Here is a 26,843-nt window from a genome sequence, read left to right as displayed (position 1 = left end):
CTCCACGCGGGGCGGGTGTTGTGCGGGTTCCCGTGAGGCGGGGTCGGTGTTGCCGGTGATGACAGTACCTGGCTGAGTATATTTAAGTAAACCCAGCATCCTTTCGGGGTCACGCTGTCGATCTGGGGAAGGGCTCCGCGCCCGAGACTTGCGGGGAACACGGCTGGCGGGGGCGGTTGACGTGGGGGATCGGTTTCATGCGCAAGGCTCTGCCGCCTGTCATGGTTGGGCTCGTGCGGCGGGGATGCTGGTCATCGGGCGGACCCGCGGGGGACATGCGTCGTGGACGCGCGCACCGGACAGGGGGAGCGTGTTCATGTCCGGATGACCCATGAACAAGGTCACTGGGCGAAGGTGCCCGACGGTCAAGAGCCTTCCCCGGGCCTGCTCCATGAATGAAGCCGGTGCGGTGAGTCCGACGTGGGCTTGTGGCCGACCTTCACTGGGGCGGCGAGACCATCTGCAACCACGACCGGTACTGGGGCGGGAACCGAGGCAGGAGCGTCGTATCGATCGCGTAGTAGTGGACCATCGCCTGGGAGTTGCCGCTAGTGGTCGGCAAGGACCTCCGCGTGTGTGGTGGGTGCGAGCAGGAGGTGCGGCACCCGTTGGTCCCGCGTACCGAAGATGTGGGGGGCTTCCAGCAGGTCCTCGAAGCCCTTGATCTCCACCGCACGTCCCATGGCCGGCTGGAACCCCCGCTTCGGCTCGAGGCGGAAGCGGGACCGCGGCCCTTTCGTCAGGAAGCGGCGGGAATGAAGGCTCTGGGAGGTGGCTTCATGTCTGCATGAAGGCAATCGTGTACAGAGATGCAGGCGGCCCCGACGTCCTGACCTTGACCGAACGGGCGGTACCCGATCCAGGGCCGGGTGAGGTGCGGGTGCGGGTTCAGGTGTCCGGCGTCAATCCGACGGACTGGAAGATGCGCACGCGTGGTGTGACCGAGGGCTGTTCCGAACAGGTCCCCAACCAGGACGGTGCGGGGGTCGTCGACGCGGTCGGCCCGGGAGTGGACGAGGCGAGGCTCGGTGAGCGGGTGTGGATGTGGGAGGCCGCGTGGCAGCGGGCCGACGGCACGGCCCAGGAGTACGTGGTCCTGCCGGAGCGGCAGGCCGTTGTGCTGCCCGACCGGGCGTCGTTCGACCTCGGTGCGGCGCTGGGCATTCCGGCACTCACCGCACATCGGGCACTGACTGTGGCGGACGGTGGCCCCGGCCGACTCGCGCCGGGCGCCCTGGAAGGGAGGACCGTGCTGGTCGCGGGCGGTGCCGGAGCGGTCGGCAACGCCGCCATTCAGCTCGCCCGATGGGCTGGAGCGCGTGTGATCACCACGGTGAGCGGGCCTCGTAAAGCAGAGTTGGCCGCGGCCGCTGGCGCCCACCATGTCGTGAACTACCGCAGTGACGATGCCGCCGTTGTGATCAGGGGGCTCGCGCCTCAGGGCGTGGACATCATTGTGGAGGTCGCACCCGCGGTGAACTCCGCCCTCGACCACGCGGTGGCCGCCCCGAACGCGGTCATCGCCTTCTATGCTGCGAATGGCGGGCTCGACCTCACGTTCCCGATCGGGGAGGCCATGACGCCGAACCTGCGTTGGCAGGGCATCCTCGTCTACACCGTTCCCGAGACAGCCAAGGACAACGCGGTCGCCGATGTCCGTGCGGCGGTCGCCGACGGCGCTTTGCGTGTGGGTGAGGACGCGGGCCTGCCCCTGCACCGATTCCCACTCGAACGCACTGGCGAAGCCCATGCTGCGGTGGAGAACGACACCGTGGGCAAGGTCCTCATCGATGTGGCCCCCTCGTCCTGAGTCGGACCGGCCACACGCCGTTCCAGCCCAAGGACCGAGTCCGGCCAGGGAGGGAGCCGGTGCCAGGCGAGCACAGGCTGGGCGCGCTTCCTCGGGCACATCCGGCGCCCCGAACCCGACACGCGGCTCGTCGAGTGACGCCCGGCGCGGCTCGTCGTGGTTCGCCCAGGGCAGCTCGCCACGCCGCCCCGATCCATGGACGGGAGTACCAGCTGCGCCAGGTGCCCGCGTACGCCTCGGCGTCCGCGGGCACCCCCGGTTCCCGTGTGACCTCCGCGAGACCCGACTCCGGCCGGGCCACCGTGAACAGCCCGAACGGGTCGCTGGGACATCGATTGCGTTCAAACCCGACCGTGCCCCCATGCATGCCCACGATTCACCCTTGCGAGATAGTCGCACACCGCGCCGGCGGCGTGCGAGATGTGCCCTGGCCACTCGCACCCCGGCGGTGACGCGGCAACACTCTGAAGCCGGATCTCTGACGATCCGACAGAACAGGGAGACACCGTGCCGGAAGCAGAGAACAACGATGTGCTTCGCCCGGAGAGCCGATCGCAGGCCTGGTTCGGTGGAACCGAGAAGATCGCGTTCGCCCGGCGCTCTGGAATGAAGGCCCAGGGCGTGCCGCACCGGATGTTCGACGGCCGCCCCGTCATCGGCATCTGCAACACGTGGTCCGAGCTCACACCGTGCAACGCGCACCTGCGCGACTTGGCCGAAGCCGTCAAGCGCGGCGTGTACGAGGCAGGGGGCTTCCCGGTCGAGTTCCCGGTGATGTCGCTCGGCGAGACGCTGATGCGACCCACGACCATGCTGCACCGCAACCTGGTCAGCATGGACGTAGAGGAGTCCATCCGAGCGAACCCGCTCGACGGAGTGGTCCTGCTTGGCGGTTGCGACAAGACCACGCCTGCCCTCGTCATGGGCGCGGCCAGCGCCGACCTGCCCACGGTGGTGGTCTCCGGTGGCCCCACCCTGACCGGCCGTTACCGGGGGCGTCCGCTGCCCTCGGGGACCGCCGTGTACCGGATGAGCGACGAGGTGCGGGCCGGACGGATGACCGACGAGGAGTTCGTCAGCGCGGAGTCGTGCATGTGGCGCGCCAACGGCCACTGCAACACGATGGGAACGGCGTCCAGCATGGCCGTACTCATGGAGGTCCTGGGGCTCGCCCTGCCCGGAAACGCCGCGATCCCCGCTGTCGACGCGCGGCGTCGCGTTCTCGCCCAGGACAGCGGGCGACAGGCCGTGGAGTTGGTGCGCAGCGGGGTGCGGGTCTCGGACGTCCTGACCCCGGCGGCGTTTCGCAACGGAGTGGTGGCGCTGGCGGCCACCGGCGGTTCGACGAACGCCGTGCTTCACCTGATCGCGATCGCCGGCCGCGTCGGGGTGCCGTTCGACCTGAACGACATCGATCGAGCAGCGCAGAAGGTGCCCCTCCTGGTGGACCTGCAGCCGGCGGGCGAGCACCTGATGGAGGACTTCTTCGAGGCCGGGGGCGTTCCCGTCCTCCTCCACGAACTGCGTGACCTCCTCGACGCGGAGGCGACCACCGTCACCGGTCGCCTGGGGGACCAGGTGCCCGCGGAGCGGGACTGGTACGACCCGGTCATCCGCCGCTTCGACGACCCGCTGAAGAAGGGCGCGAGCCTGGCGGTGCTCCGCGGCAACCTGGCCCCCTCCGGCGCCGTGGTGAAACCGGCCGCGGCCAGCGAACATCTGCTCCGACACGAAGGTCCCGCCATCGTCTTCGACGACCGCGAGGACCTATACCGGCGCATCGACGATCCCGACCTGCCGGTCGACGAGAACTCCGTGCTCGTCCTGCGCAACTCGGGGCCGCAGGGGTATCCGGGCATGCCCGAGATCGGGAACCTGCCCATCCCTGCCAAGCTGCTGCGCCGCGGGGTGCGCGACATGGTGCGGATCTCCGACGCGCGGATGAGCGGGACCGCGTTCGGGACCGTCATATTGCACGTGGCACCGGAGTCCGCGGCCGGCGGGCCGCTGGGCCTGGTCCGTGACGGCGACCGGATTGCCCTCGACGTCGACCGTCGAAGCCTCGACCTGATCGTCGACGAAGCCGAACTCGACGCACGGGCCGCCGAGGCCGCACCACCCCCCTTCCCGCCCAGCTCTGGATACGAACTCCTCCACCACCGGCACGTTCTGCAGGCCGACCGGGGCGCAGATCTCGATTTCCTCGTGGGCCGCCGGCCCGCGGGCATCCCCCGTGAGAGCCATTGACGGCATACGCGCGAAAGTACAGGAGAGAAAATGGTACGAGTCGTCATCATCGGCTCCGGAAACATCGGCACCGACCTCGCTTTCAAGATCATGCGGAGTCCCGTGCTGGAGCTCGCCGGCGTCGTCGGAATCGACCCACGGTCCGATGGTCTGCGCCGCATGCGTGATCTCGGGATCCGCACCACCTCGGAGGGTGTCGCGGGTCTGCTCGCCTGGCCGGACATCGACGAGATCGAACTGGCCTTTGACGCCACATCGGCTTCCGCCCATGCCGACAACATCGCTCCGCTGGCCGCGCACGGGATCCGGATGATCGATCTGACGCCTGCCGCAGCCGGCCCCATGGTCGTGCCCTCCGTCAACGGAGACGACCACACGGACGCTGGTGACATCAACATGGTGACCTGCGCAGGCCAGGCCACGATCCCGGTGGTGGCCGCGGTGTCGCGGGTCGCCGCGGTCGAGTACGCCGAGATCGTTGCCTCCATCTCGTCGCGTTCCGCCGGACCCGGCACCCGGGCCAACATCGACGAGACCACCATCACCACGTCCCGGGCGTTGCAGGTGGTCGGCGGCGCGCGGCTCGGGAAGGCATTCGTGATCCTCAATCCCGCCGACCCGCCCGTCCACATGCGCGACACCGTGCACTGCCTGGTCGGCGCCGAGACCGACCGCGACGCCGTTCGTGCCTCGGTTCATGCGATGGTCCAGGAGGTGTCCGCCTACGTTCCCGGCTACAGGCTCAAGCACGAGGTGCAGTTCGCCGAGATCGGCCCCGACGTCCCGCTACGGGGCATCAGCCCCTCGCTCGTACCGGGGGAGCGACTGCAGGTGACCACCTATCTGGAAGTGGAGGGCGCCGCCGATTACCTGCCGGCCTATGCCGGCAATCTCGACATCATGACCGCCGCCGCCGTCGGGGCCGCTGAGCGGCGGCTTCGGCGGACCGAGAACCTCATGGAGCGTGCTTCGTGACCCGAGTTTTCGTCCAGGACGTCACCCTGCGCGACGGTATGCATGCCATACGGCATCGCATGGCTCCTGAAACCGTCCGCGAGATCGCGGGCGCACTCGACCGGGCCGGTGTCGACTCGATCGAGATCGCCCATGGTGACGGCCTCGCGGGTTCGACCCTCACCTTCGGAGCTGGCAGCCACACCGACGAGGAGTGGATCCGCGCAGTGACCGAGACCGTCGAGCGGGCCCGGGTCGCCACCCTGCTGGTGCCTGGCCTCGGCCGGGTCGGGGATCTCGAGGCCGCGTTCGAGCTCGGCGTCACCTCGGTCCGGGTCGCCACCCATTGCACCGAGCCCGACGTGGCGATCCAGCACATCGGCCGGGCCCGTGAACTGGGCATGGACGTGGCGGCGTTCCTGATGATGTCGCACGGCCTGGAACCCAAGGAACTGGCAGCCTGTGCCCGGACGATGGAGGCCGCCGGGGCGAACTGCGTGTACGTCACCGACTCCGCCGGCCACCTCACGCCGCACGGCGTGCGCGACCGCATCCTCGCCTATCGCGATGTTCTCGACGAGACCACCGAGATCGGCATCCACGCCCACGAGAACCTCTCGCTCTCGGTGGCGAACTCCCTCGCCGCCGTCGAGGCCGGTGCGGTACGGGTCGACGCGTCGCTGGCCGGCCACGGCGCCGGAGCGGGAAACTGCCCGATCGAGGCGTTCGTGGCGGCGGCGAACCTGTACGGCTGGGAACACGGCTGCGACCTCTGGGCGCTGCAGGACGCCGCCGACGACCTGGTCCGCCCCATCCAGGATCGGCCGGTGCGCGTCGACCGCGAGACCCTCACCCTCGGCTACGTCGGCGTCTACTCCAGCTACCTCCGTCATGCCGAGCACGTGGCGGAGCAGTACGGCCTGTCGACACGGCAGATCCTCATCGAGGCCGGGCGCCGCAAACTGATCGCCGGTCAGGAGGACATGCTGGCCGACATCGCACTCGAACTCCTCGGACAGCGAGCCGCGGCCCCCGCCACCCCCTGAGCCCGACCCACGCGAACGAACGGGTCGCGCATGCCCTCCCGTGCCTGGCGCCGTCGAAGTTCCCCGGTCGAGGACGGCGACGGGATCGTGTTGCCGCTGTGCGCCAAGGAAGCAGCGGAACCCGGGCCCACAGTGGTGGCGCGGGTGGCGGCCTGGCCAACCCGGCAGGTGCGCTTCGACTGTGCGGCCAACACCGTCCTCGGCCAGCGGGGTACCGGAACCGGTGTCGCGCTCGTGCTGCCGACAGCCCGCATCCCTGCGGCTGCTCGCCGAACGACTTCCGCTCCGGACCCGCGAGAACCCCGATGAGGCCGTGGGACTCCAAGCACACCCACCAGTGAAAGAAGGACGACATGACTACGTACTTGGCGGACAAGGCCGAGAACCTCACAGTGGAGGGTCCCTCCGCGACCTTCACCTACCGGCGGCTGGGTCCGCGGGGCGGCACCCCGCTGGTTCTGCTGCACCGCTTCCGCGGCACCATCGACCTGTGGGACCCGGAGTTCGTCGACCTGCTTGCCGCCGATCACGACGTGATCATGTTCGACAACGTCGGTGTCGGCTACACCACCGGTGAGCCACGCGACTCGCTGCAGGGCTTCACTGACGGCGCCGTCGAGTTCATCGAGGCCCTTGGCCTGCCGAAGGCCGACCTCCTCGGGTGGTCGATGGGCGGCGTCGTGGCCCAGGACATGGCCCTGCGCCGCCCCGACCTGGTGCGCAAGTTCATCGTGGCGGGCAGCGGCCCGGCCGCCTGGTTGCCCGACACGCCGCCCATGAGTGAGAAGGTCCTGAGCATAATGCCCAGGATGCCCGAATTCACCGAGGGTGACCTGACGTTCCTGTTCTACCCGGACACCGAGGCGGGTAATGCGGCCGCCCGTAGGCACTTCGACAACCTCGCCACCAGGCTCGACGCCGGCAGCCCCCCGGCGTCCTTGGAGGCGACCCAGGGGATGCTCGCCGCGCTGGACAAGATGCTGGCGCGTCCCTTCGCGGAGGTGGCGGAGGAGCTGAAGACGATCAAGCACCCCGTGCTGTACGCCAACGGCCTGCACGACGTGATGATCCCCGCCCACGCCTCCTACGTCGCCGTCCAGCACCTCGACAACTCCGTCCTCGTCCTCTACAGCGACGCCGGCCACGGCTTCCTCTTTCAGCACGCCAAGGACTTCACCGCCCAGGTGACCAGCTTCCTCGCCGCCTCCTAGCTGGCTCAGAGCCTGTCGGGTAGCTGGTCATGCGCGAAGCGTGAAGATCGCGATCTGCCCTCCGGTATGGCGATGGCCCAACGGCCCCTTCCCGTGCGTGACCTACGAAAAGGTGGTCCGCCGTCCACGACGAGCTCCTCCGCCAGGTCCGGACGCGGTCCCGAGCCGTCTGCCGCCGTGATCGACGCTGAGTCGATCAAGATCAGCGAGGGTGGCGAGGCGCGTGGGCCGACGGCGGATATGCCAACTCCGCTGATTCCACGGTGCTTTCATGGGCTCGTGACGCGTTGGGCATCGTCGTCGAGATTGTGAAGCGGACCGACGACGTCAAAGGCTTCAAGATCCTTCCCCGCCGCTGGGTGGTGGAGCGAAGTCTGTGCGCCACGAGGCGCTCCGTTGGTGTACCCGGCTCAGCCGGGAGGAAGTCGGAAGGAGGTTCTGGGCCCGATGACTCACCTGGATCACAAGGTGAAGGGGACAGCTTCATCGACGACGTAAAACGGTCGTGACCTGCGACATTTGCCACGACAGCATCCACCCAGAACGGATAGCCGGACCACTCACGCCGTAGTCACCGGAGAGCCGGATGACCGGGAAGCCGTCATGTCCGGTTCGGCGGGAGGCCGCGCGGAACAGGACTTGCCCCACGGCGAGTGCCTCACCGCGCGGCCGACCCAAGCGGCTACTTGGTCCGTAACCGTTGCCTGGCCCGCGCCTACGAACGGCTGACCGAGGCCTTCGAGGCCATGATTAAGGTTGCGATGATGCACCTGATGCTGGTCCGGTTCGCTGGACAGTCATCGCGATGGAGCCCTGAATCCCACCGCAAGACCACCCGAACCAAGCCCGTGGACGACCACGTCGCAGCGTGATCGACGGGCCACCCGACAGGCTCTCAGGCTGTGGTGGGCTGTGTCACCTGATCGTGGTCCGGGTGGGTGGCAGCCGAGTCGTCGAGTTCTTGGCGGGAGGTCTCGGGGAGCAGGAGGGCGGCCAGTACGGCGATGCCGTAGGCGCTGCCGGCGAACAGGCCGATGCTGGCGCCCATGCCGATCTGGTCGCTGAGGTAGCCGACAAGGGCGGGGAAGGCAGCCGCGACGATGCGGCCGAAGTTGTAGCAGAAGCCCTGCCCGGTGCCACGGATGGCCGTCGGGTAGAGCTCGGCGAAGAGGGAGCCGAGGCCTGCCGGGATGCCCGCGGAGAAGAAGCCGAGCGGAATGCCGAGGAAGAACATCTGGGTGTCCGTGATCGGCAAGAAGAGGTAGACGACGACTGAGGCCAGGCACATCGCGGCGAAGAGGACGATGTTGCGACGGCGTCCGATGCGGTCGGAAAGAAAGCCCGAGCTGACGTATCCGAAGAAGGCGGCAGCGATGAAGACTGCGAGGTAGCTGCTGGTCTTGAGTACGGACAGGTGGTGCTCGGTGCGCAGATAGGTGGGCAGGAACGTGGTGAGGGCGTAGTAGCCGCCGTGGCTGCCGAGACCGAGCAGTGCACCGAGGAGTGTGACTCGCAGCAGGTCGGGCTGGAAGATTCGCAGGAGCGAGATCCGGGTCTCGGACTTGGCGGCCCTCTGCTGGTAGAGGGGCGGGTCGGTCACCTTGCGGCGGATGGCGATGACGAGGACTGCGGGCAGCGCGGCCAGCCAGAACATCGAGCGCCAGGCCCACTGCTCCGGTATGGCCGTGAACAGGACGGTGTACGCGGCCAGTGCGAGGCCCCACCCCACGGCCCATCCGCTCTGTACCGTGCCCAGGGCCCGGCCGCGGTGACGGGTACCCATGTACTCGCTGACCAGTACGGCTCCTGCCGCCCATTCGCCGCCGAAGCCGAAGCCCTGGATGCAGCGCAGCGTCATGAGTTGGGAGTAGTCGGTGGTGAAGCCGATCAGTACGGTGGCGGTGGAGTAGACGAGGATGGTCCACTGCAGGACCCGGACTCGGCCGTAACGGTCGGAGGCCCAGCCGGCGAGCCAGCCGCCGATCGCCGTACAGATGAGGGTGACGGAGGCGAGTGTGCCGGCGGCTCCGGTGCTCAGATGCCAGGCGGCCAGCAGGGTGGGCAGGACGAGCCCGAACATCTGGGCATCGGCCGCTTCCAGCGTCCAGCCGCCGAATGCGGCCCAGAAGGCTCGGCGTTGTGGTTTGTTCGTGTCCCGGTACCAGGCAAACATGAGCGGCTCTTTTCTTGTGCGGAAGTGCCGGTGGTGAGTGAGCGTCAGTGCAGGTCGATGCGGTAGCGGAAGGTGCGGGCCAGTCCACGTGAGCGGCGGTACTCCAGAGGAGTCGCGTCGTGGGAGCGGGCAACGCGGTCGATGACGACGACGGGGTCGTGGCGGGCACACTGAAGGAGGAGGGCGTCCCCCGCAGTGGCCACGTCGACGGTGAGTTCCTCCGTCGCGGCCGCGACGACCTGCCCGCAAGCGCGCTCGTAGGTGGGATACAGAAGGTCGCCGAGGTCGTCCTGGTCAACGCGTTCCAGCGCTTCGAACAGGGGCAGCGGTACCCAGATGTCCTCGACCAGGACCGGTTTCTCCTCGTACAGCCGCAGTCGGTGCAGGTGCAGTACCTCGCTGCCGACTTCGAGGCCCAGTGCGGCGGCGACGGTCTGCGTGCTTACTTGGCGCGCCCTGGAAAGGATGCGGCTCTGCGGGAATCCGTTTCCGGCATCTCCGAAGCGGAAGAAGCGGAAGAGGGATGCCCCGAGGGACGCCCGGCGGACGAATGTGCCTGACCCCTGTCGCCGTTCCAACAGACCCTCGTCGACCAGGTCTCGGAAGGTCCGTCGCATGGTGCCCAGGGACACGCCGTAGTCAGCGACCAGGGTGGACTCGGCGGGCAGGGGCTCGTCAGGGGCCCATTCCCCAGCCCGGACCCGGTCCGCGATCACCTCACGAAGGCGGGCGTGCAAGGGAAGCCGAGGGTCGGTCCGGGCGAGAGCGGCCTGGCCGGGACTCACGGAGTCGTCGGATGCGGGCGACAGTGACTGCATGTCCCACACCATGCCCGGCATCCCTACATACGTCTAGTCCTTCATAGGACTATTCTTCTGATGTGACATCGACCGAGCCTGCCCTTGTCCCCGACGGAGCCGTCGACACGCATGCCCACGTCTTCACCCGTGGGTTGCGTCTGACCCCCACGCGCCGTTACAGCCCGGACTACGACGCCACCCTGGACGGGTATCTGGAATCATTGGACGCCTGCGGCCTGGCGGCCGGCGTACTGGTCCAGCCGAGCTTCCTCGGCACTGACAACTCGTACCTGCTCGACGCCTTGGGCAAGGCCCCCCATCGTCTGTGGGGCATAGCCGTGATCGACCCGGAGACCTCTCAGGACGAGCTCGACCGGCTGACTCAGGCGGGCGTCCGCGGTATCCGTCTCAACCTCGTCGGGCGTCCGGTCCCGCTTCTCGGTGAGGTTCGATGGCAGAGCCTCGGCCGCGCGCTGGCGGCTCGGAATCTGCACCTTGAAGTCCAGGCTCGTGCCGAGCAGTGGGCTGAGTTGTTGCCTTGGCTGCTGCGTTGGCCCGGAACGGTGGTCATCGACCACTTGGGCCTGGCCCTCGACACGGGACTTTCCTGGCCTGGGGCCGCCGCACTGACTACGTTGCTCACGGCCGACCACGTGTGGGTGAAGGCGTCGGCGCCCTACCGTTCGGCCCCCGGCGCGGCGTCCGCGATGCTGCACCACGTGCTCGAGACGGTCGGGCCGGAGAGGACCGTATGGGGCAGCGATTGGCCCTGGACCCAGCATGAGGAGGACCAGACCTACCGCGACACGCTGTCCTGGCTCACACGGCAACTAGGCGCCTCGGAGCTCTCCGAGGTGTTGTGTGCCAACCCACGCAGGCTGTTCGCAGGCGTCTGAGCCTCGGACACATGTCAGGAACGCCCGCCGCCAGGCGCGTGCGCGGCGGCGGGCGCGCGGCTTCTCTCTGGGACCGAGACATCTCACGATGCGGCGCGATCCGGCCCGTGGCAGTCTCTTCCTCGGCAAGATCGCGCCGTGGTGTCGAACGCTCTCTGCGTCGTTGTCGTGCAGCTGTGCGATCGCGGCTTGGGGTCGGCGGCCGGCCTTACTGTTGGGCGCTCGGAGCGTCGGCTGGCCTTGAGAGGGATCCGAGCCCTGCCCTGCTCCTGCAGGCCGACGTATCCGGGTGCGTCAGTTCGACTCCCCAGTGTGCTCATACTCGACGCCCAGCACCGCGAGAGTGTTGTGGATGCCTTGTTCGAGGAGCTCGTCGGCCAGTCGCTGGTCGGAAAGTGATCGGGAGAGCTGTAGAGTGCCGGCCATCATGGCATAGGCGCTGAGCGTCTTGGTGCGGACCGAGAGTGGATTATCGGGTGCCAGGCGGGCGGCGATGCCGTCTATGACGAGCAGTACGCCGTCGGTATAGGCCTGCTTCGTCAGGTCTGAGCAACGTGCGATTTCGTCAAGCAGCGCGGCGGACGGGCAACTTTCCTCGGGGCCGGCGCGGTGCTGGGCGGACAGGTACCACCGCACGATCTGTTCGAGCCCGGCGCGCCCGGGTGCCGCGTGAGCGACGATGCTCGCGTTCTGTGCCTGCAACTGGTCGGTGACCGCGGTGGCTACGAGGTCGTCTTTCGATGTGAAGTGGGTGTAGAAGGCGCCGTTGGTGAGCCCGGCATCCTTCATGAGCGCCGAGATGCCCGAGCCGTCGATGCCGTCCCGCTTGAATCGGCGGCCGGCCATCTCGATGATCCGCTGCCTGGTCGCCTGCTTGTGCTCTTTCCCGTATCGCACCACTCGCTCCTTCGCTCGCCGGAAGGGTCGTCAGCCCTTCACCGGCCGTCCCCAACTGTATTGCATTGTGAACGTAATTCAATAAGTCCTTGATGTTGTGGTCCCCCGGACCGTGGCTGTGCGGCGCTGATCCTCTCCGCGCCCTCCGGTGTGCGCCGCTCTCGCCCTGCCGCCGTCCAGGGCCTGCTCGCATGCTGCGTGCCGAGCCCTCGGGGCGAGGTGCTTGCGCCAGTGACCCTTGAGGAATAGTCTTACGAACGTAATTTAATCGCCTGGCCCTGAAGGGCGTAGCCCTGCTTGCTCGGTCGGGCGGAGTTCGAAGTGATCGGAGCGGGCGGGGAGACGCCGGAGTCATCTGGCGCGAGCTGACCTTCCCTGGACTCGATCCGCCCATTGGCGCAGGTCGACTGTGGTGCCGACGCGTCAGCGTCAGCGCAATGAACCCGTCCGCGGTCGCTGCGCGCTTTCGGCGAGCATCCCGCGGGTCTGCCTGGCCTGGGCTGTGAGACCTCACGCACCCGCAACAAGAGAGGGACATCATGAGCACGTATCTGGCAGACAAGGCGGAGGACCGTACCGTCGACGGTCCGTCCGCGCGGTTCACCTACCGGCGGCTGGGCCCGCAGGGCGGCGTACCGCTGGTCCTCGCGAACCGCTTCCGCGGGACCATCGACTGGTGGGACCCGGAGTTCCTGGACTACCTCGCCGCCGACCATGACGTGATCCTCTTCGACAACGTCGGCGTCGGCTACACCGACGGCGAACCGCGCGATTCTCTCGAAGGGTTCGCTCAGGGCGCCATCGAGTTCATCGAGGCCCTCGGCCTCACGCAGGTCGACCTGCTCGGCTGGTCCCTGGGTGGCATCGTGGTCCAGCGGGTCGCCCTGCGGCGCCCGGACCTGGTCCGCAAGGTTGTCGTGGCGGGTAGCGGGCCGGCCGGTTGGGCGCCTGATGCCCCGCCCTTCAACGAGAAGGTCCTGGGCATCATGAACAAGCCCGACGCCGACGCGGAGGACATGCTGTTCCTGTTCTACCCCGAGACGGATCAGGGGCGCGCCGCCGGGCGCGAGCACCTCTCGCACGTCTCGACCCGCCTTGCGTCCGGTGGTCCTGCCGTCTCCGAGACGGCGGCGCAGGGCATGCTCACCGCTGCGGCTGAGCTCCTGGGGCGGCCGTTCGAGGAGGTGCAGGCGGAGCTGGAAGCCATCAAGCACCCCGTCCTCTACGCCAACGGTGTGGACGACGTGATGATGCCGGCCCACCTTTCTTATGTCGCGGTCCAGCACCTCGACAACGCGACCCTCGTCCTCTACACCCATTCCGGCCACGGGTTCCTCTTCCAGTACGCCGAGGCGTTCAGCAAGCAGGTGGCCAACTTCCTGGCCTCCTGACCACGCAGACCCCACCGGCCGACCAGCTCTGATGATGCGAGTTGGCGGCCGGTGGCCCATCGGGGCAGGCGCCGTCTCACGACCGTGTGAGTCGGCGCCTGCCCCGATTGCCGAGCATCACCGCGATGAGTCCGGTCGGAGCTCGGATTACCCGGGTGACGCGATCTCGTGGCGTCACTCCGATCTCGGACCGGATGTCCTCCTCGGCCCGGATCCGTCGCGCGCCGGTCTGCGACCAGGAAACCTCGTGGCGGATCGAGGGCTCGCCGGGTTCCGCTTCGGAAGAAGCACGAACAACGACGACGCGGCGGGATGGCAGCGCACCCGGCCGTCGCCCCAGGGGGACAGCATGCACAGCCCGGCCTGCCGTTACCCTGCGGCGCGCCATTGGCCTTGGGTCGGCCGCGCCGTAGTGCGGGCGGGTTATCGAGCGTCGTGCTCCCCTGGGTGGAGGCGCACACGCCGAGTTGGCCCGGTTGGCCTGTTTTGCTTGTCATCCGGCGCATCGGCATGTGCTCCGCGGACTGCCGTTCGGGCCCTGGGTTCCGCGGACTGCGGGTGACCTGGCGGCCGAGGGCCCCGCACGCCCCATTTGGGTCTGCTCCCGCACGGTCCGGCGATGCTGAACGCATACTCCATGCACCGCTCTTTCGGTCCGATCGCGCGCTCGCCGACGGCTACGAACGCCCCGCCCCAAGGTGACGTCATCCGTTGTGGCCAATCTGCTTGCGCCCACATTGGATTACGGTCATAATTTAAACATCGACGCGATGCCGTAAGGACCCTTCGAGCCTGGATCCGGCCCTGGCCTCGACCGTCGACCAAGCCGACTGCAGCCGAAGCAGTCAGGGAAGGGCTGGCTATTCAGCCCTCAAGTCGAAGGAGCTGGCCGTGAGCGGCACCCAAGAAGCACGAGACGACGTGGTGACGTCGTACAAGAACGCGCCGAACCGCACCGTCACCGCCGGGGGAGTGACCTTCGCCTACCGAGAGCTCGGTCCCAGATCCGGAGTTCCGGTGATCTTCCTGAACCATCTCGCCGGGGTCCTCGACAACTGGGACCCCAGGGTCGTCGACGGCATCGCGGCAAAGCACCGCGTCATCACGTTCGACAACAGGGGTGTCGGCGCGTCCACCGGTTCGACGCCGCGCACCATCCAGGAGATGGCGAAGGACGCCGTCACCTTCATCCGGGCGCTCGGGTTCGAGCAGGTGGACCTGCACGGCTTCTCGATGGGCGGCATGGTCGCGCAGGTGATCGTGCAGGACGAGCCGCAACTCGTCCGCAAGCTGATCCTCTCGGGCACGGGTCCTGCGGGCGGTGAGGGCATCAAGGACGTGACCCGGCTGTCCAATATCGACACTGTCCGGGCGCTCTTCACTCTCCAGGACCCGAAGCAGTTCCTCTTCTTCACCCGTACCGCCAACGGGCGCCGGGCCGGTAAGGAGTTCCTGGCCCGTCTCAAGGAGCGCACCCAGGGGCGGGACAAGGCGATCGCCCTCGGTGCGTACCGGTCGCAACTCAAGGCCATTCACCGCTGGGGGGAGGAGCGGCCCCAGGACCTCTCCGTCATCCACCAGCCCGTACTCGTCGCGAACGGGGAGAGCGACAGGATGGTCCCGACGAAGAACTCGCACGACCTGGCCCGCCGCGTGCCGAACGGTGAGTTGGTGATCTACCCCGACGCCGGCCACGGCGGTATCTTCCAGTTCCACAGGGAGTTCGTGAAGACGGCCCTCGAATTCCTCGCGCGGCAGTAGCCCCGGAGTTCGGTCGCGGCTCGAACTTGGGCGCGCCCTCTGAGCCGTGACGCTACGGGTGAGCGGTAAGGGCCGTCTGTTTGAGAAGGCGACCCGCCGACCCGGTGGACGGGCTTGCCGTCATCTATGTGACAGGAGACTCGGAAGATCTCCCGGCTTCGCCGGCGGGCGACGATATGTTCGATTCGGGGATGTGTCTTGGGGCTGCGCGGTCGGGGCCCGCCGGCCGAGTCGGTAGGTCGGTCTGGCTGCTCCCGGTGGTACCTGTCAAGTGAGCCGGTGTCCAGGCGGACATCGTGCGCGAGGATCACGGTTTCACTGACGGCGATGCCCTGCTGCGGACCGCTCTCTCGCCTCGGCGCCGTCGCCCTCGGTCAGACGTGCCTCCCGGCCGCGAATCGACCGGCTCCTTCAGCGCATCATGGCCAGAGCGTTTTCTATCCCCTGTTCCAGTACCTCGTCGGCGAACTCCCGGTCGGAGAGGGCTCGTGACAGTTGCAGCGTCCCCACCATCATGGTGAAGAGGCCGATGGCCTTCCGGCGGGCGGCCCCTGGGTTCTCGGGTGCCAGGCGGGCGGCGATCTCTTCCATGATGGCCCTCGCGCCGTCGGTGTAGGCCTGCTTGGTCGCGTCCCCGCAGCGGCCGATCTCATCGAGCAGGGCGGCGGACGGGCATCCGGTGCCGGCGTTGTCCCGGTGCTCGGGTGACAGATATGTGCGAACGAGCTCCTCAAGCCCTGGACGGCCAGGCCGGAGTGTGTCATATGCGGCCAACTGTGTTCGCAGTTGGTCCGTGACGACATTGGCGACGAGGTCGTCCTTGGACTTGAAGTGTGCGTAGAAGGCGCCGTTGGTGAGCCCGGCATCGGACATGAGCGTGGAGACGCCGGAGCCGTCAATACCGTCCTGTTTGAACCGCTGCCCGGCCCGTTCGATGATCCGTTGCCGCGTCACCGGTTTGTGCTCCTTGGTGTAGCGCGCCACAGGGTCACTCCCATCAATTTTGTGAGGCCATTGCCACACACTCCATCCTAATCTATTGTCTGACGCGCATAATATTACGATCGACAGGTAATCCTGGGCCCGCTGTGCCACGGTCGGAGATGAGGCTTGCAGTGAGTGACGTTTTCTTCAGGTCTGCCGTGGAGCAGTCTCGCGCGCTGGCCGCGGGTGAGGTCTCAAGCCGGGAACTCGTCGACCTCTACCTCGAACGGATCACGGCCCACAACTCCGCACTGAAGGCGGTGGTGACGCTCGACCCAGAGCGTGCCCGCCGTGAGGCGACGGAGGCGGACGCCGCCCGGGCGGCGGGGCGCGACCTGGGCCCGCTGCATGGAGTACCCATCACCGTCAAGGACAGCTTCGAGACGGCGGGAATGCGTACTGTCTGTGGGCGTACGGATTTGCAGAACTACGTCCCTGACCAGGACGCGGAGGCGGTCAGGCGGCTGCGTTCGGCGGGTGCCGTGATCATGGGGAAGAGCAACATGCCGCCGGGCAACCAGGACGTCCAGGCCGACAACCCGGTGTTCGGCCCCTCATCGAACCCGTGGGACACCACCCGCACGTCAGGCGGGTCCGCCGGCGGCGGGGCCGTCGCCACCGCCGCAGGCCTGACGGCGTTCGACTTCGGTTCGGAGATCGGCGGATCGACCAGGATCCCGTCCCACTTCACCGGTCTGTACGGGCACAAGTCGACCTGGCGGTCGATCCCCCTCATCGGACACGTTCCCTACGGTCCGGGGGCGGGACGGTGGACCGATATGGACATGGCCTGCGGCGGCGCGCAGGTCCGCGATGCACGGGACCTCGTCCCCGTGCTGCAGGCGGTTGTCGGTACAGCCGACTACGATTCCGGCTTCAGTTACACGCTCGCACCGCCGCGTGCGACGAAACTCGCCGACTTCCGGGTCGCCGTATGGAGCGAGGATCCGTCGTGTCCGGTCGACGACGACGTTTCGCAGGCCGTGGCAGACACACTCGCGGTGCTCCGGACAGCGGGAGCCAAGGTCACGGTCCAACCTGCGAGCCTTCCCGTCGACATCGCGACGAACCAGAAGGCTTTCCTGCCCTTGGTTTACGGTGCGTTCACTTTCGACCGGACTGGTCTGACCCCTGCCTCCAATGCCGCCCTGCTGGCCAGACTTGTACAGCACCCGCGCGGCGACGCCGGTCCCGCCCTCCGAGGCACCTTCCAGTCCCACTATCAGTGGCTTCACGCCCACACGGCGCGGGACGAGATCCGCCAGCGATGGTTCGAGTTCTTCGAGGACTTCGACATCGTCCTCATGCCGGTCACCCCGACGGCCGCGCCCGCCCACCACAACAAGCTGATCGACCGGTTCGGGCGGCCCTACACCGTCGACGGCGTCCGGCGCAGTTACTGGGACCAGGTCAAGTGGAACGCGATCGCCAATGTGTCCGGAGGGCCGGCGACGACCATTCCCGTGCGCAAGGGCCGGAGCGGACTGCCCATCGGGGTGCAGGCCATGGGACCCGGCGGAGGCGACCTCACGACCATAGAGTTCGCCGCTCTCCTCGGCCGGGAGGTGGAGGGGTTCGTGCCGCCTCCGGCCTTCGCCTGACGGGCATCGGCCGACTCGGGTCGCCGATCGAGCCGGCCGATGCCCGTCGAATCATGAGCACCCGCACACGTCTCTGGCCTGCCACCCACCTCGACCGAAGGAAACCAGTCCATGACGTCCCTTCAAGACCACCTGACCCTGCCCAACGGCCAGGCACTGCCCAACCGGATCATGAAGTCCGCGTTGAGCGAAGGACTCGCCGACAAGAGCAACGCCCCGGACCGTCGTCTCGAACAGCTCTACAGGACCTGGAGCAGGGGTGGGTACGGACTGATCATCACCGGAAACGTCATGGTCGACCGCACTCAGCTCGGCGAGCCGGGCAACGTCGTCATCGAGGACGAACGTGACCTCGCCTGGCTCATGCGGTGGGCCGCTACGACCAAGGACGCCGGTATTCCGACCTGGGTGCAGCTCAACCACCCGGGCCGCCAGGCCAACCTGCTCGCGCTCGGCCACACACCGGTCGCGCCCAGCGCGATCCCGCTCACACTGCCTGGTGCCACCAAGCCTCGCGAGCTGACGGTCGAGCAGATCGAGGACATCATCGAGCGGTTCGCGACGGCGGCCGCGGTGTGCGAGGAGGCCGGCTTCGCCGGGGTGCAGGTGCACGGGGCGCACGGATACCTGGTGAACCAGTTCCTCTCCCCTCTGTCGAACCAGCGCAACGACGAATGGGGCGGAGACCCGCAGCGGCGGATGCGCTTCGTCATCGAGGTCGTACGACGCATACGGTCACGGGTGTCACCGGGCTTCTCCGTCGCGGTCAAGCTCAACTCGGCCGACTTCCAGCGCGGTGGCTTCACGGAGACGGAGTCCCGCGCGGTCGTCGCGGCGCTGGCAGAGGAACGGCTCGACCTGATCGAGGTCAGCGGTGGGAACTACGAGTCGCCGGCCATGACGGGTGCCTCAGCCGCGTCGACGCGCGCCCGGGAAGCCTACTTCCTGGACTACGCCCGGACGGTGCGCGCCCTGGTGGGCGACATTCCGCTGGCGGTCACGGGCGGCTTCCGCTCCCGTGAAGCGATGGCGGACGCCGTCGCCCAGGGCGAGTGCGATGTTGTCGGTCTGGGGCGACCCACCGCCACGACGCCCGACGCCGCCGACATGATCCTCACGGGACGTGCCGAAGCGGTCGTCGCACACCAGCTGCGCTACGGGATGCGCCGCGTACTCGGCAAGATCGCCGACCTCAAGGCACTCGACGGAGTGCTCGACCTCAGCTGGCACGCCGATCAACTGCATCGACTGGGCGCCGGACTCGAACCCGACCTGCGTCGTGGGCGGCTGGCGACCACCATCTCGATGGTCCGGCGAAACGGCAGCGCATCCTTCCGTCGCAAGCGCGGGGTCTGACGCGGGCTCGGGGCCCGTCTGGGCTCCGACGACGTTGCCCCTCGGCGGGCCGCAGCAGTGCCCGCTGATGCCTGATCAGGCCCATCGGTCAGAAGTGAGCCGTCGGGCTGTCTCGGCGAAGGCCACGAAGAGGTGATCCACCGCCTCGACGTCACCGTCCACTGTGAGGCGCCCGGACTCGGAAGCGGCGGACGGCTTCTCATTCCCGAGCGACAGAGCGATGAACGTTCCCGCATCGCAGGACACAGTGGTGGACGACGTCGTGTGTGACGGCGCGGACCGGACCCGGAGCGTCCCGTCATCGACGGTCATGGAGAACCGTTCGCCGGCGTCGACGTCGCATTCCAGGGCGAGGCCGGCCAGCCGACCCGGGGCGATCGCCACTGTCATGCACAGCGCCACCATGTCCGTTCGAGCGGTGGACGGATCGACACCGTCACTCATGAGACCAAGACCCCACAGACCGAGCCCGATGACCGGGATCCTCAACCCCTCACCGAACTCGGTCAGGGAGTACTCCGGCGTCGGCTCGGCCTTGGACACGACGTCGATTGAGCGCAGGCTGCGAAGACGGTCGGTCAGGCGATTCGGTCCGATCGACGGCATGCGGTCGAGAATCTCGCTGAACCGCTTCGGGCCCAGCAACAGTTCGCGGAGAATGAGTACGGTCCAGCGCTCGCCAAGAACGTCCATCGCCATGGCCAGTGGACAGGCCTGCCCGTACATGCGTACCGCTCCCATGTGTCCCACTCTAATGACATGCTCCGATCGGCCGACACGAGGACCGGGACGCTCCATCCGGCCCGGCCCTCGTGAAGCCGCGGCTACCGGACTGAACGCCCTTCGAGTTTGCCGAGAAGCGCGCGTACTCCGAGGTCCCGTGTCAGACGCGTGTCGATCGCCGGGTTGATCACCCCGCGCAGCATGGACAGCGCTGTCCAGCGGGTCGGCCGGATCACGCGGGGTGAACGATGCTCGATGGCATGCGCGATGGCCTCGGCGGCCTCGTCCGGCTCAAGGCGCTTGCGGAGCGGCCGCGGTGTTGTGCTGGACACGAGCGCACTGATCGCAGGGTCCTCGTCGACCCCGTTTCTGATCATGTCCGTCTGGATCATCGCGAAGTAGGCGGTGGTGGCGGAGGCGCCGTGCTGAGCGAGTTCCACTCGGAGTCCGCGTCCGAGTTGTTCCACCGCGGCTTTGCTCATCGCATAGGGAATCGCCCCCATGCCATTGACGAAGGCGAACACCGAACTGATCAGTACGAGCTGGCCCTGGTTGGCGACGATCTGGTCCATCGTGGCCTTCACGGTGTTGATGACACCGTTGACATTCACAGCCAGTACCTTTTCGATCGCGGGGGCCGGCATGCTGTGAAGAGTGGAGCCGCGCCCCATGATGCCGGCGTTCGCAATGGCGACATCGACCCGCCCGAACCGCTCACAGAAGTGGGCTACGGCATCGTCGAGCGCCTCGCGGTCGCAGACGTCTGCGGTGAAGCCTGCGACGCCGGACGGCGCAATGCGTGCGGCGATCTCCGGCGTGTTCGGATGCAGATCCACGATGCCGACCCGCGCGCCGCGGGAAACGAGGGCCCGAGTAGTCGCGCTACCCAGTCCGCCGGTGCCACCGGTGATGAGTACGACCTTGCCGGCGAGCTCGTATTCGATCATGTGGGTGCCTCGTCTTCAGTCATGGGGTGTCGTCCGCGTCGGCGGGAATTGTGGCGAGTGCGCATTCGGAGCCGAGGGGGGACGTCGCTCTCACCTGTCGGCGCATCGCTCCCGCGAAAAGCACCTGCTGACTAGCCAGCGGCTCCTTTGGCTTGAAGCGGACGCTAGCAAGGGCTATATGAAATGTATAGTGATCGCGCGCCATCGATTCATGTCTCGACTTGGCCGTCGTCACGCACTGGGTGCTGTCCCATGAACCTCATGCCGAGCGACGGCGAGCGTTGCGGTTTTGTCGGCATGCACGGCATCCCGCTGGCCCGTCGCCCGGCCGGTGTCGACGGATCAATTCCCGTCTCTCTTCGGCAAGGTTCCGCCGGTCGTCGGTTGACCGCCACGCTGGCCGGGATCCTGTTGCGGACGGTGGCCGAGTCCGCGGCGGTCGCTGGCGGCTGCTCCCGAAGCGGAGCGGGATCCAGTCGGCGATCTCGCCGAGAGAGGACGGCCCGCGGGGCCGGGCTGGGCGTGTTCGGTGGGATCGCCGAGCATGCAACTCCCGGCTGCTCGGCTTCCTTCGGCCATGAGTACGCGCCGTTGTCGGCTGGGACGTCTCAATTGGTTCGCACCGGTCAGTGATGGTGTAGTGCTCTTCGCCGGAGAGGATGTGCGTTCCTGATGATGGAGAGCTGCTGCTCTGTCGGCGCCCGGCATACGCGGCTGCGAGGTCGATGGCTTACGACCGGAGGCGGGTGCCTTGTCCCGGTCGGGCGGTGACCTCCTTGTGAGTGAGGGCCGTGTGTTCCGCCGAGCACTCGACGACGACGCGGAGCGGGGCACCGCAGTCTGCGTGGCGGACATCCAGTACAGGGCCTTCCGGGCCGAGGGCATACGCCTCACCCCACTGGCTCAGCGCCATCAGGACGGGCCACAGATCCCAGCCCTTTCGGGTCAGGCGGTACTCGTTGCGCGGCCGACTGCCTGGCTCCTGGTAGGCAACGGTCTTCAGGATGCCGGCCGACGTCAGCTTCCGGAGGCGGTCGCTGAGGACCGCCTCTGACACGCCGATGTGGCGGTGGAAGTCGTCGAAGCGGCGGACTCCATTGACGGCGTCACGCAGGATCAGCAGCGTCCATTTCTCGCCGATGGTGTCGAGCGTGCGCTGGATGGGGCAGTTGTCCGTGCTCGTCTCAAGCCACTCCATCCTGCCATCGTAGAGCCTGGCTTCACCATTGACAGCCAGGTGGGCTGGAAGCTAGCTTCATCAATAAAAGCCAGATGGAAGGTGCTCGGCTGTGGGACGAACACGCACGTATCACTGGGAAGATCCCGCGGCGCTGGCGGAGGTCGCCGGACGCATGGCCGGCATCGACTTCCTCCGTGAGCTGCGTGCGGGGCGGCTGCCGGGGCCGCCCATCAATTACGCAATCGACTTCACTCTGGACGAAGTGGAGCCCGGCAGGGCGGTCTTCTCGCTGACGCCAGGCGAGGAGCACTACAACCCGATCGGCAGCGTGCATGGTGGCATCTTCGCCACCCTGCTTGATTCGGCGGCGGGCTGCGCGGTCCAGTCCACCCTCCCGCAGGGTGTGGCCTACACCTCACTCGATCTGACGGTGAAATTCCTGCGGCGGGTCACAGTGGACACGGGTACGGTGCGCGCCATCGGCACGGTTGTCAGCAGTGGCCGTCGAACTGCCTTGGCTCAGGCCCAGATGTTCGACGCGGGGGACCGCCTGCTTGCCCACGCCACCAGTAGCTGCCTGCTCTTCCCGGTGCCTGTCCCGAAAGAGTGACGAGTCGACGAGACTTCCCCATCTTCCTTGTCTCACTTCGGAGGATGTTGCGCGGGATCATGCCGAGGGTCATTCACTGTGACCCTTCCCAGCCTGCCTTGAACCTGTGGCGTCCTGACTATTGAGGCCGTGAGGTCTGTTGGTCGGCCGTAGAGATTTCAGTGAGCCACTCGCGAGCTCTCGATCGTCAGGCTCTTCCTCTGCCACAACCACGTCGAGGTGTCCGAGGGAACAGATCTTCCCTCGGACACCTCGACGCTTTGCTCAGGCGCTGTAGGTCGGGTAGTCGGTGTAACCGGCTGCGCCGCCACCGTAGAAGGTGGCCGGGTCCGGAGTGTTCAGGGGGGCGTCGGTGCGCACTCGCTCGACCAGGTCGGGGTTGGCGAGCGCCATCGAACCCACGGTGATGACGTCGGCCAGGCCGTCCTCGATGTCCTTGACGCGGGTGGGTATGTCCGTGCCGGCCCGGTTCAGAAGCAGCGTGGTGGGCCACAACTTGCGGAGGGTGTGCAGGAGTTCTTCGTCGCCGCCGTGTCCGATGTGCAGGTAGGCGAGGTCGAGTGGCGCGAGGGCTCGCAGCAGGTGCGGGTAGAGGTCGTGAGGGTCGTCCTCCACGAGGTCGTTGAGCTGGAACGGGTTACCGGGAGAGATCCGGAAGCCGGTCCGGCCGGCACCGATCTCGTCCGCCACGGCCGTGGCGACCTCTACCGCGAACCGGATGCGGTTGTCGAGGGAGCCGCCGTACTGGTCCGTGCGCTGATTGGCACTCGGGAAGAGGAACTGGTTGACGAGGTAGCCGTTGGCGCCGTGGATCTCGACACCGTCGGCGCCGGCCGAGATGGCGGCCGCGGCGGCGCGCCGGAAGTCGTCGACCGTCGTGGCGACTTCCTCGGTGGACAGCTCACGCGGGACCGGCATCTCCTGGGGCCCGGAGGCGGTGAAGGTGAGACCGCCGGCCTTGATCGCGGAGGGGGCAACCGGCTGTCGGTGGTGGGGCGTGTTCTCGGGGTGGGAGATCCTCCCGGTGTGCATCAACTGGATGAAGATGCGCCCATCAGCCTTGTGTACGGCGTCGGTGACCTTTCGCCAGCCGGCGATGTGCTCGACGGTGTAGATGCCCGGGGTCACCGGATAGCCCTGTCCGTCGGCGGACGGCTGAGTGCCCTCCGTGATGATGAGGGCGTGGGATGCGCGCTGGGCGTAGTACTCGGCGTTCAGCTCGGTCGGCACCCCTTCCGGGGTGGCCCGGCTCCGGGTCAGGGGGGCCATCGCCAGCCGGTGCGGCAGTGAGATCTTTCCGACGGTGGTCGGGTTCCACAGGGCATTGAGCATGGATGATTCCTCGGGTTACGGGTGGCGGACAGCCGTGGATGCGACGGTCACCGCGAAGGTGAGGGCGACTGAGGCGAAGGCCCTCTGCCTTCCTGGCCCGGAGCCCGGTGTTGTGCCCATCGTGAGCGGTTCCGGACAGGCCAGCGTCGACATCCAAATAGAATTACAAACGTAATACTATGTTGTGTCACTGATGAATGCAAGCGGGACTCCGGGGGGCGCGTGCGGCGCAGCGGCGTCGCCGTTCTCGAAGTGGGTGGTGCCCAGGTAGGCGGCCGTCGGGACCCGGGCTGGTGGCCATCGGCCTGGACTCGGCTGGCCGCACATCTGTACGTTGCTACGGCCGCCGTCTGTAGCCGGATTTAGCGACAAACCGCAATGAATTGCGTTGGATGCCTGATCTGGAGTCAGCGCGCCAGCAGGATGCCGACCTGACCCCGGATGTCCTGCAGGATCTCCTCGACGCTCAAGGTGATGTTCACGCTCGCCGCCATGCTGAGGAACATCACGGCCGACACGATGCGTGCCAGCGTCGAGGCATCGCCATCACCCACCCGTTCGTCTCGGCGCAGCACGGCGGCGATGGCCTCCTCGGCCTGTGCGGCCATGGCGAGCGCTTCGCCGTGACGAGGCTCCTCGGCGTCGCCGAAGACCATCTCCCGCAGGTAGGTGCGACCGTTGTCGACCTGGGTGCGGTTGCATTCCACGATCGGCCGGACGATCGCCAGTACCGCGTCCAGCGTGCCGGGAATGGTCTCGGCATCCGCCCGGCCCCGCTCGAGTGCTTCGGCGTATCGGGCGTTCTGCGCGAGCAGTAGGAGCTCGCCCTTGGTCTTGGCGTAGAGGAAAAGCGTTCCAGTGCCGATGTCGGCTTTGTCGGCGATCTGCTGGGTCGTGACCTCGTCGACACCGTGCATGGCAAACAGTTCGCTGGCGGCGGCGGTGATGCGGTCGAGCTTGTCCTGCTTGTTCCGCTCACGCCGTCCGGCCGGCTGGGAAGCGGCAGGTATGGCGGTGTCCTCCGGGAATAAGTGATGACTATGCTCAGTTCTGACCACAGTCATTATTGGGGGGACTGAATACTCTCCCTGCCATTCTCCCACAGCGGCCCGCGGCTCCCTGCTTCGCGGCGATGCGCCTGACCGATCAACCCACCCAGGGTGAACGACCTCACCCGCGGCGCCGACCGGTGCAGCTTCCCCACAACAGAAAGATCGCGAACATGCCTTCCCTGAACGGAGCAGTTGTCCTGGTCACCGGAGCGAACGGCGGCATCGGAACCCACTTCGTCCATGACGCCCTGGCTCGCGGCGCCGTCAAGGTCTACGCAACCGCCCGTTCTCCCCGCACGTGGGACGATGAGCGCATCGTCCCCCTCACCCTCGATGTCACCGCCCCCGCGTCGATCGACGAGGCCGTCGCCGCCGCACCAGATGTCACCGTGCTCATCAACAACGCGGGCGTGAACCCGCCGAGCGCAAGCCTGCTGGACGTCACGGAGGCGGACATCCGGGTGAACATGGAGACGAACTTCTTCGGACCCGTCCTCCTCGCCCGCGCCTTCGCGCCGATCCTCGTTGCCAAGCCGGAGTCAGCCCTCGTCGACGTGCACTCCATTGCCAGCTGGTACGCCTACGGCGGCATCTACAGCGCAGCCAAGGCCGCACTGTGGTCGGCCACCAACTCGCTGCGCATCGAGCTCGCACCCAAGGGCGTCCACGTGACGGGCGTGCACATGGGCTACGTCGACACTCCCATGGCCGCTCACGCTGACGGACCCAAGATGCTGCCGGCAGAGCTCGTGACGACGGTCTACGACGCCGTCGAGGCCGGCGAATACGAGGTCCTGGCCGACGAGCTGACCGCGCAGGTCAAATCGGCTGTGAGCGGCCCGGTCGAGGCGCTCTACCCGGAACTGCGCACCACGAGCGCCTGAGCTTGATCTTCGACCCTGACGTGGTCTTTCCACGTCGGGGCTCCCTTTTCAGCGGGCGTGGAACGTATGCGGTGCGCAGCCCGTACGTCGGCACCTCGACGTGGCAAGCGGTCATCAGCAGCCACCGCGGCGAGACTTCGAGTTGTGCGGCGGTCATCAGGCACACCTTTGGGTCGGGCTCGTGGCTGTGGATCAGCTCGGCGGACAGGATGGTATCGAACGGCGATCCGCCCGCGCGGCCACCGCTTTCTCCTGGTCGGCCGCGGAAACGACGAACAGGTAGCCGGCCCGAGCGACTAGCGGACGCGGCTGCGGCGTCTGCTGCCTATGTGTTCGTGTCGTGGTGGGGTGTCAGCGATGCCGATGTCATTCCCGAGGCGGTACTCGAAGTTCATGCCGGCCTGTTCGACGACGGCCTTCGTGTCGACAGCGCGGGTGGGGAACCCGGGAGAGTAGGGGAGCGGGCGAACTTGCAATGGGCGGCGGCCAGGTCCGCGTCCAGGGGCAGGGATGCCCGGTTGATCTGGGCTTTGGCCGAAGCCGGGACTCTGCTGCGCAAATACCCGGCGTGATGACACCGTGTGGATACGACCATCAGAGCGTGCAGATGCAGGCAGGCCGGGCGCGGCCGAGGCCCTGGAGGCGCGGCGCGTGACCGCCCGCTGAAACGAGCAGCAGAGTCGGCCAGTGAGGTGCGGTCGAGGGACGCGAGCCGGGCGACGATCCAGTCGGCGGAGGCGTCGAGTCGTTATCGGGCACGGCGCGGGTCATCCAGCCCCAGCGGTCGGCGGTGTCGGCGTCGTAGTAGTCGCTGGTGAGGATGGCTTCCAGGGCGTGGTCGCGGTCGATGGCGAGCGGGAGTCGTTCGGTGGATGCATTGTGCATTCGGACCGCGGCAGTGAATACGCCTCGGACGAACTGCGTTTTGAGATAGGCCTGTTGGGATTGCGGCAGAGCATGGCCCGCACCTGCTCCTGCTTCGACAATG

At 67.3% G+C, this 26,843-nt stretch carries 23 protein-coding genes; 12 read left to right on the top strand and 11 right to left on the bottom strand.

Translation table 11 applies throughout. The annotated features are described in order from the left end of the window. Nucleotides 1–548: 548 nt before the first annotated feature. On the bottom strand, nucleotides 549–683 hold the full coding sequence (locus ACIRR9_RS50230) for a hypothetical protein (protein ID WP_403766990.1): 135 nt from the start codon (nucleotides 681–683) through the stop codon (nucleotides 549–551). 104 nt (nucleotides 684–787) lie between these two features. Here ACIRR9_RS50230 and ACIRR9_RS50225 point away from each other — a divergent pair, with 104 nt between their 5' ends. From ACIRR9_RS50225 to ACIRR9_RS50205, 5 genes are all read left to right on the top strand, one after another. Beyond that, nucleotides 788–1,810: an NADPH:quinone reductase gene (locus ACIRR9_RS50225; RefSeq protein ID WP_403766987.1), complete on the top strand. Its 1,023-nt coding sequence runs from the start codon at nucleotides 788–790 to the stop codon at nucleotides 1,808–1,810. A gap of 507 nt (nucleotides 1,811–2,317) precedes the next feature. After that, a complete protein-coding gene (locus ACIRR9_RS50220) occupies nucleotides 2,318–4,057 on the top strand; it encodes an IlvD/Edd family dehydratase (RefSeq protein ID WP_403766984.1) in 1,740 nt (579 codons plus the stop codon). A 30-nt stretch (nucleotides 4,058–4,087) separates the two neighbouring features. After that, on the top strand, nucleotides 4,088–5,032 hold the full coding sequence (locus ACIRR9_RS50215; protein WP_403766981.1) for an acetaldehyde dehydrogenase (acetylating): 945 nt from the start codon (nucleotides 4,088–4,090) through the stop codon (nucleotides 5,030–5,032). Further along, the gene (dmpG, locus tag ACIRR9_RS50210; RefSeq protein WP_403766978.1) at nucleotides 5,029–6,057 is read left to right on the top strand and encodes a 4-hydroxy-2-oxovalerate aldolase; all 1,029 of its coding nucleotides are present in this window, start codon (nucleotides 5,029–5,031) and stop codon (nucleotides 6,055–6,057) included. Before ACIRR9_RS50215 ends, dmpG begins: the two co-directional genes overlap by 4 nt. 353 nt (nucleotides 6,058–6,410) lie before the next feature. Continuing rightward, the gene (locus tag ACIRR9_RS50205) at nucleotides 6,411–7,268 is read left to right on the top strand and encodes an alpha/beta fold hydrolase (protein WP_403766975.1); all 858 of its coding nucleotides are present in this window, start codon (nucleotides 6,411–6,413) and stop codon (nucleotides 7,266–7,268) included. 895 nt (nucleotides 7,269–8,163) lie between these two features. Here the strand turns inward: ACIRR9_RS50205 and ACIRR9_RS50200 are convergent. Continuing rightward, nucleotides 8,164–9,441: an MFS transporter gene (locus tag ACIRR9_RS50200; RefSeq protein WP_403766972.1), complete on the bottom strand. Its 1,278-nt coding sequence runs from the start codon at nucleotides 9,439–9,441 to the stop codon at nucleotides 8,164–8,166. A 44-nt stretch (nucleotides 9,442–9,485) separates the two neighbouring features. Next, on the bottom strand, nucleotides 9,486–10,259 hold the full coding sequence (locus ACIRR9_RS50195) for a GntR family transcriptional regulator (protein WP_403766969.1): 774 nt from the start codon (nucleotides 10,257–10,259) through the stop codon (nucleotides 9,486–9,488). A gap of 62 nt (nucleotides 10,260–10,321) precedes the next feature. On the opposite strand from ACIRR9_RS50195, the gene ACIRR9_RS50190 reads away from it, so the two are divergent. Then, the gene (locus ACIRR9_RS50190; RefSeq protein WP_403766966.1) at nucleotides 10,322–11,137 is read left to right on the top strand and encodes an amidohydrolase family protein; all 816 of its coding nucleotides are present in this window, start codon (nucleotides 10,322–10,324) and stop codon (nucleotides 11,135–11,137) included. Between the two features lie 294 nt (nucleotides 11,138–11,431). Here the strand turns inward: ACIRR9_RS50190 and ACIRR9_RS50185 are convergent, their stop codons facing one another. After that, the gene (locus tag ACIRR9_RS50185; RefSeq protein WP_403766964.1) at nucleotides 11,432–12,037 is read right to left on the bottom strand and encodes a TetR/AcrR family transcriptional regulator; all 606 of its coding nucleotides are present in this window, start codon (nucleotides 12,035–12,037) and stop codon (nucleotides 11,432–11,434) included. Nucleotides 12,038–12,573: 536 nt separating this feature from the next. Here ACIRR9_RS50185 and ACIRR9_RS50180 point away from each other — a divergent pair. Both ACIRR9_RS50180 and ACIRR9_RS50175 read left to right on the top strand, forming a co-directional pair. After that, nucleotides 12,574–13,425, top strand: coding sequence for an alpha/beta fold hydrolase (locus tag ACIRR9_RS50180; protein WP_403766961.1), 852 nt, complete (start codon nucleotides 12,574–12,576; stop codon nucleotides 13,423–13,425). A gap of 891 nt (nucleotides 13,426–14,316) precedes the next feature. Continuing rightward, nucleotides 14,317–15,186, top strand: coding sequence for an alpha/beta fold hydrolase (locus tag ACIRR9_RS50175; RefSeq protein WP_403766958.1), 870 nt, complete (start codon nucleotides 14,317–14,319; stop codon nucleotides 15,184–15,186). A gap of 411 nt (nucleotides 15,187–15,597) precedes the next feature. On the opposite strand, the gene ACIRR9_RS50170 is transcribed toward ACIRR9_RS50175, so the two are convergent. Beyond that, a complete protein-coding gene (locus ACIRR9_RS50170; protein ID WP_403766955.1) occupies nucleotides 15,598–16,170 on the bottom strand; it encodes a TetR/AcrR family transcriptional regulator in 573 nt (190 codons plus the stop codon). 119 nt (nucleotides 16,171–16,289) lie between these two features. Between ACIRR9_RS50170 and ACIRR9_RS50165 the strand changes: the two genes are divergently transcribed. Both ACIRR9_RS50165 and ACIRR9_RS50160 read left to right on the top strand, forming a co-directional pair. Then, nucleotides 16,290–17,771, top strand: a complete 1,482-nt coding sequence (locus ACIRR9_RS50165; protein WP_403766952.1) for an amidase — start codon at nucleotides 16,290–16,292, stop codon at nucleotides 17,769–17,771. A 111-nt stretch (nucleotides 17,772–17,882) separates the two neighbouring features. Continuing rightward, on the top strand, nucleotides 17,883–19,127 hold the full coding sequence (locus tag ACIRR9_RS50160) for an NADH:flavin oxidoreductase/NADH oxidase family protein (RefSeq protein WP_403766949.1): 1,245 nt from the start codon (nucleotides 17,883–17,885) through the stop codon (nucleotides 19,125–19,127). Nucleotides 19,128–19,202: 75 nt separating this feature from the next. Here the strand turns inward: ACIRR9_RS50160 and ACIRR9_RS50155 are convergent, their stop codons facing one another. From ACIRR9_RS50155 to ACIRR9_RS50145, 3 genes are all read right to left on the bottom strand, one after another. Further along, nucleotides 19,203–19,868 (bottom strand): winged helix-turn-helix transcriptional regulator, encoded by a 666-nt coding sequence (locus tag ACIRR9_RS50155; protein WP_403766946.1) that lies wholly within the window; start codon nucleotides 19,866–19,868, stop codon nucleotides 19,203–19,205. An 83-nt stretch (nucleotides 19,869–19,951) separates the two neighbouring features. Continuing rightward, complete coding sequence (locus tag ACIRR9_RS50150) at nucleotides 19,952–20,797, bottom strand: SDR family NAD(P)-dependent oxidoreductase (RefSeq protein WP_403766943.1); 846 nt, start codon at nucleotides 20,795–20,797, stop codon at nucleotides 19,952–19,954. Between the two features lie 730 nt (nucleotides 20,798–21,527). Continuing rightward, nucleotides 21,528–21,995, bottom strand: a complete 468-nt coding sequence (locus ACIRR9_RS50145; RefSeq protein ID WP_403766940.1) for a winged helix-turn-helix transcriptional regulator — start codon at nucleotides 21,993–21,995, stop codon at nucleotides 21,528–21,530. A 91-nt stretch (nucleotides 21,996–22,086) separates the two neighbouring features. On the opposite strand from ACIRR9_RS50145, the gene ACIRR9_RS50140 reads away from it, so the two are divergent. Then, on the top strand, nucleotides 22,087–22,587 hold the full coding sequence (locus ACIRR9_RS50140) for a PaaI family thioesterase (protein ID WP_403766937.1): 501 nt from the start codon (nucleotides 22,087–22,089) through the stop codon (nucleotides 22,585–22,587). Nucleotides 22,588–22,851: 264 nt separating this feature from the next. On the opposite strand, the gene ACIRR9_RS50135 is transcribed toward ACIRR9_RS50140, so the two are convergent. Beyond that, nucleotides 22,852–23,919, bottom strand: a complete 1,068-nt coding sequence (locus tag ACIRR9_RS50135) for an alkene reductase (protein ID WP_403766934.1) — start codon at nucleotides 23,917–23,919, stop codon at nucleotides 22,852–22,854. A gap of 407 nt (nucleotides 23,920–24,326) precedes the next feature. Further along, complete coding sequence (locus ACIRR9_RS50130; RefSeq protein ID WP_403766931.1) at nucleotides 24,327–24,977, bottom strand: TetR/AcrR family transcriptional regulator; 651 nt, start codon at nucleotides 24,975–24,977, stop codon at nucleotides 24,327–24,329. Nucleotides 24,978–25,141: 164 nt separating this feature from the next. On the opposite strand from ACIRR9_RS50130, the gene ACIRR9_RS50125 reads away from it, so the two are divergent. Further along, nucleotides 25,142–25,855 carry an SDR family oxidoreductase gene (locus tag ACIRR9_RS50125; protein ID WP_403766928.1) on the top strand — a complete coding sequence of 238 codons (714 nt, stop codon included), beginning with the start codon at nucleotides 25,142–25,144 and terminating at the stop codon, nucleotides 25,853–25,855. Nucleotides 25,856–26,449: 594 nt separating this feature from the next. On the opposite strand, the gene ACIRR9_RS50120 is transcribed toward ACIRR9_RS50125, so the two are convergent. Continuing rightward, the gene (locus ACIRR9_RS50120; RefSeq protein WP_403766924.1) at nucleotides 26,450–26,740 is read right to left on the bottom strand and encodes a hypothetical protein; all 291 of its coding nucleotides are present in this window, start codon (nucleotides 26,738–26,740) and stop codon (nucleotides 26,450–26,452) included. Nucleotides 26,741–26,843: the final 103 nt, after the last annotated feature.

The organism is Streptomyces sp. NPDC101234 (assembly GCF_044767525.1).
In the GTDB taxonomy this organism is placed as follows: Bacteria; Actinomycetota; Actinomycetes; order Streptomycetales; family Streptomycetaceae; genus Streptomyces; species Streptomyces sasae.
This window is presented reverse-complemented; position numbering and strand designations above follow the sequence as displayed.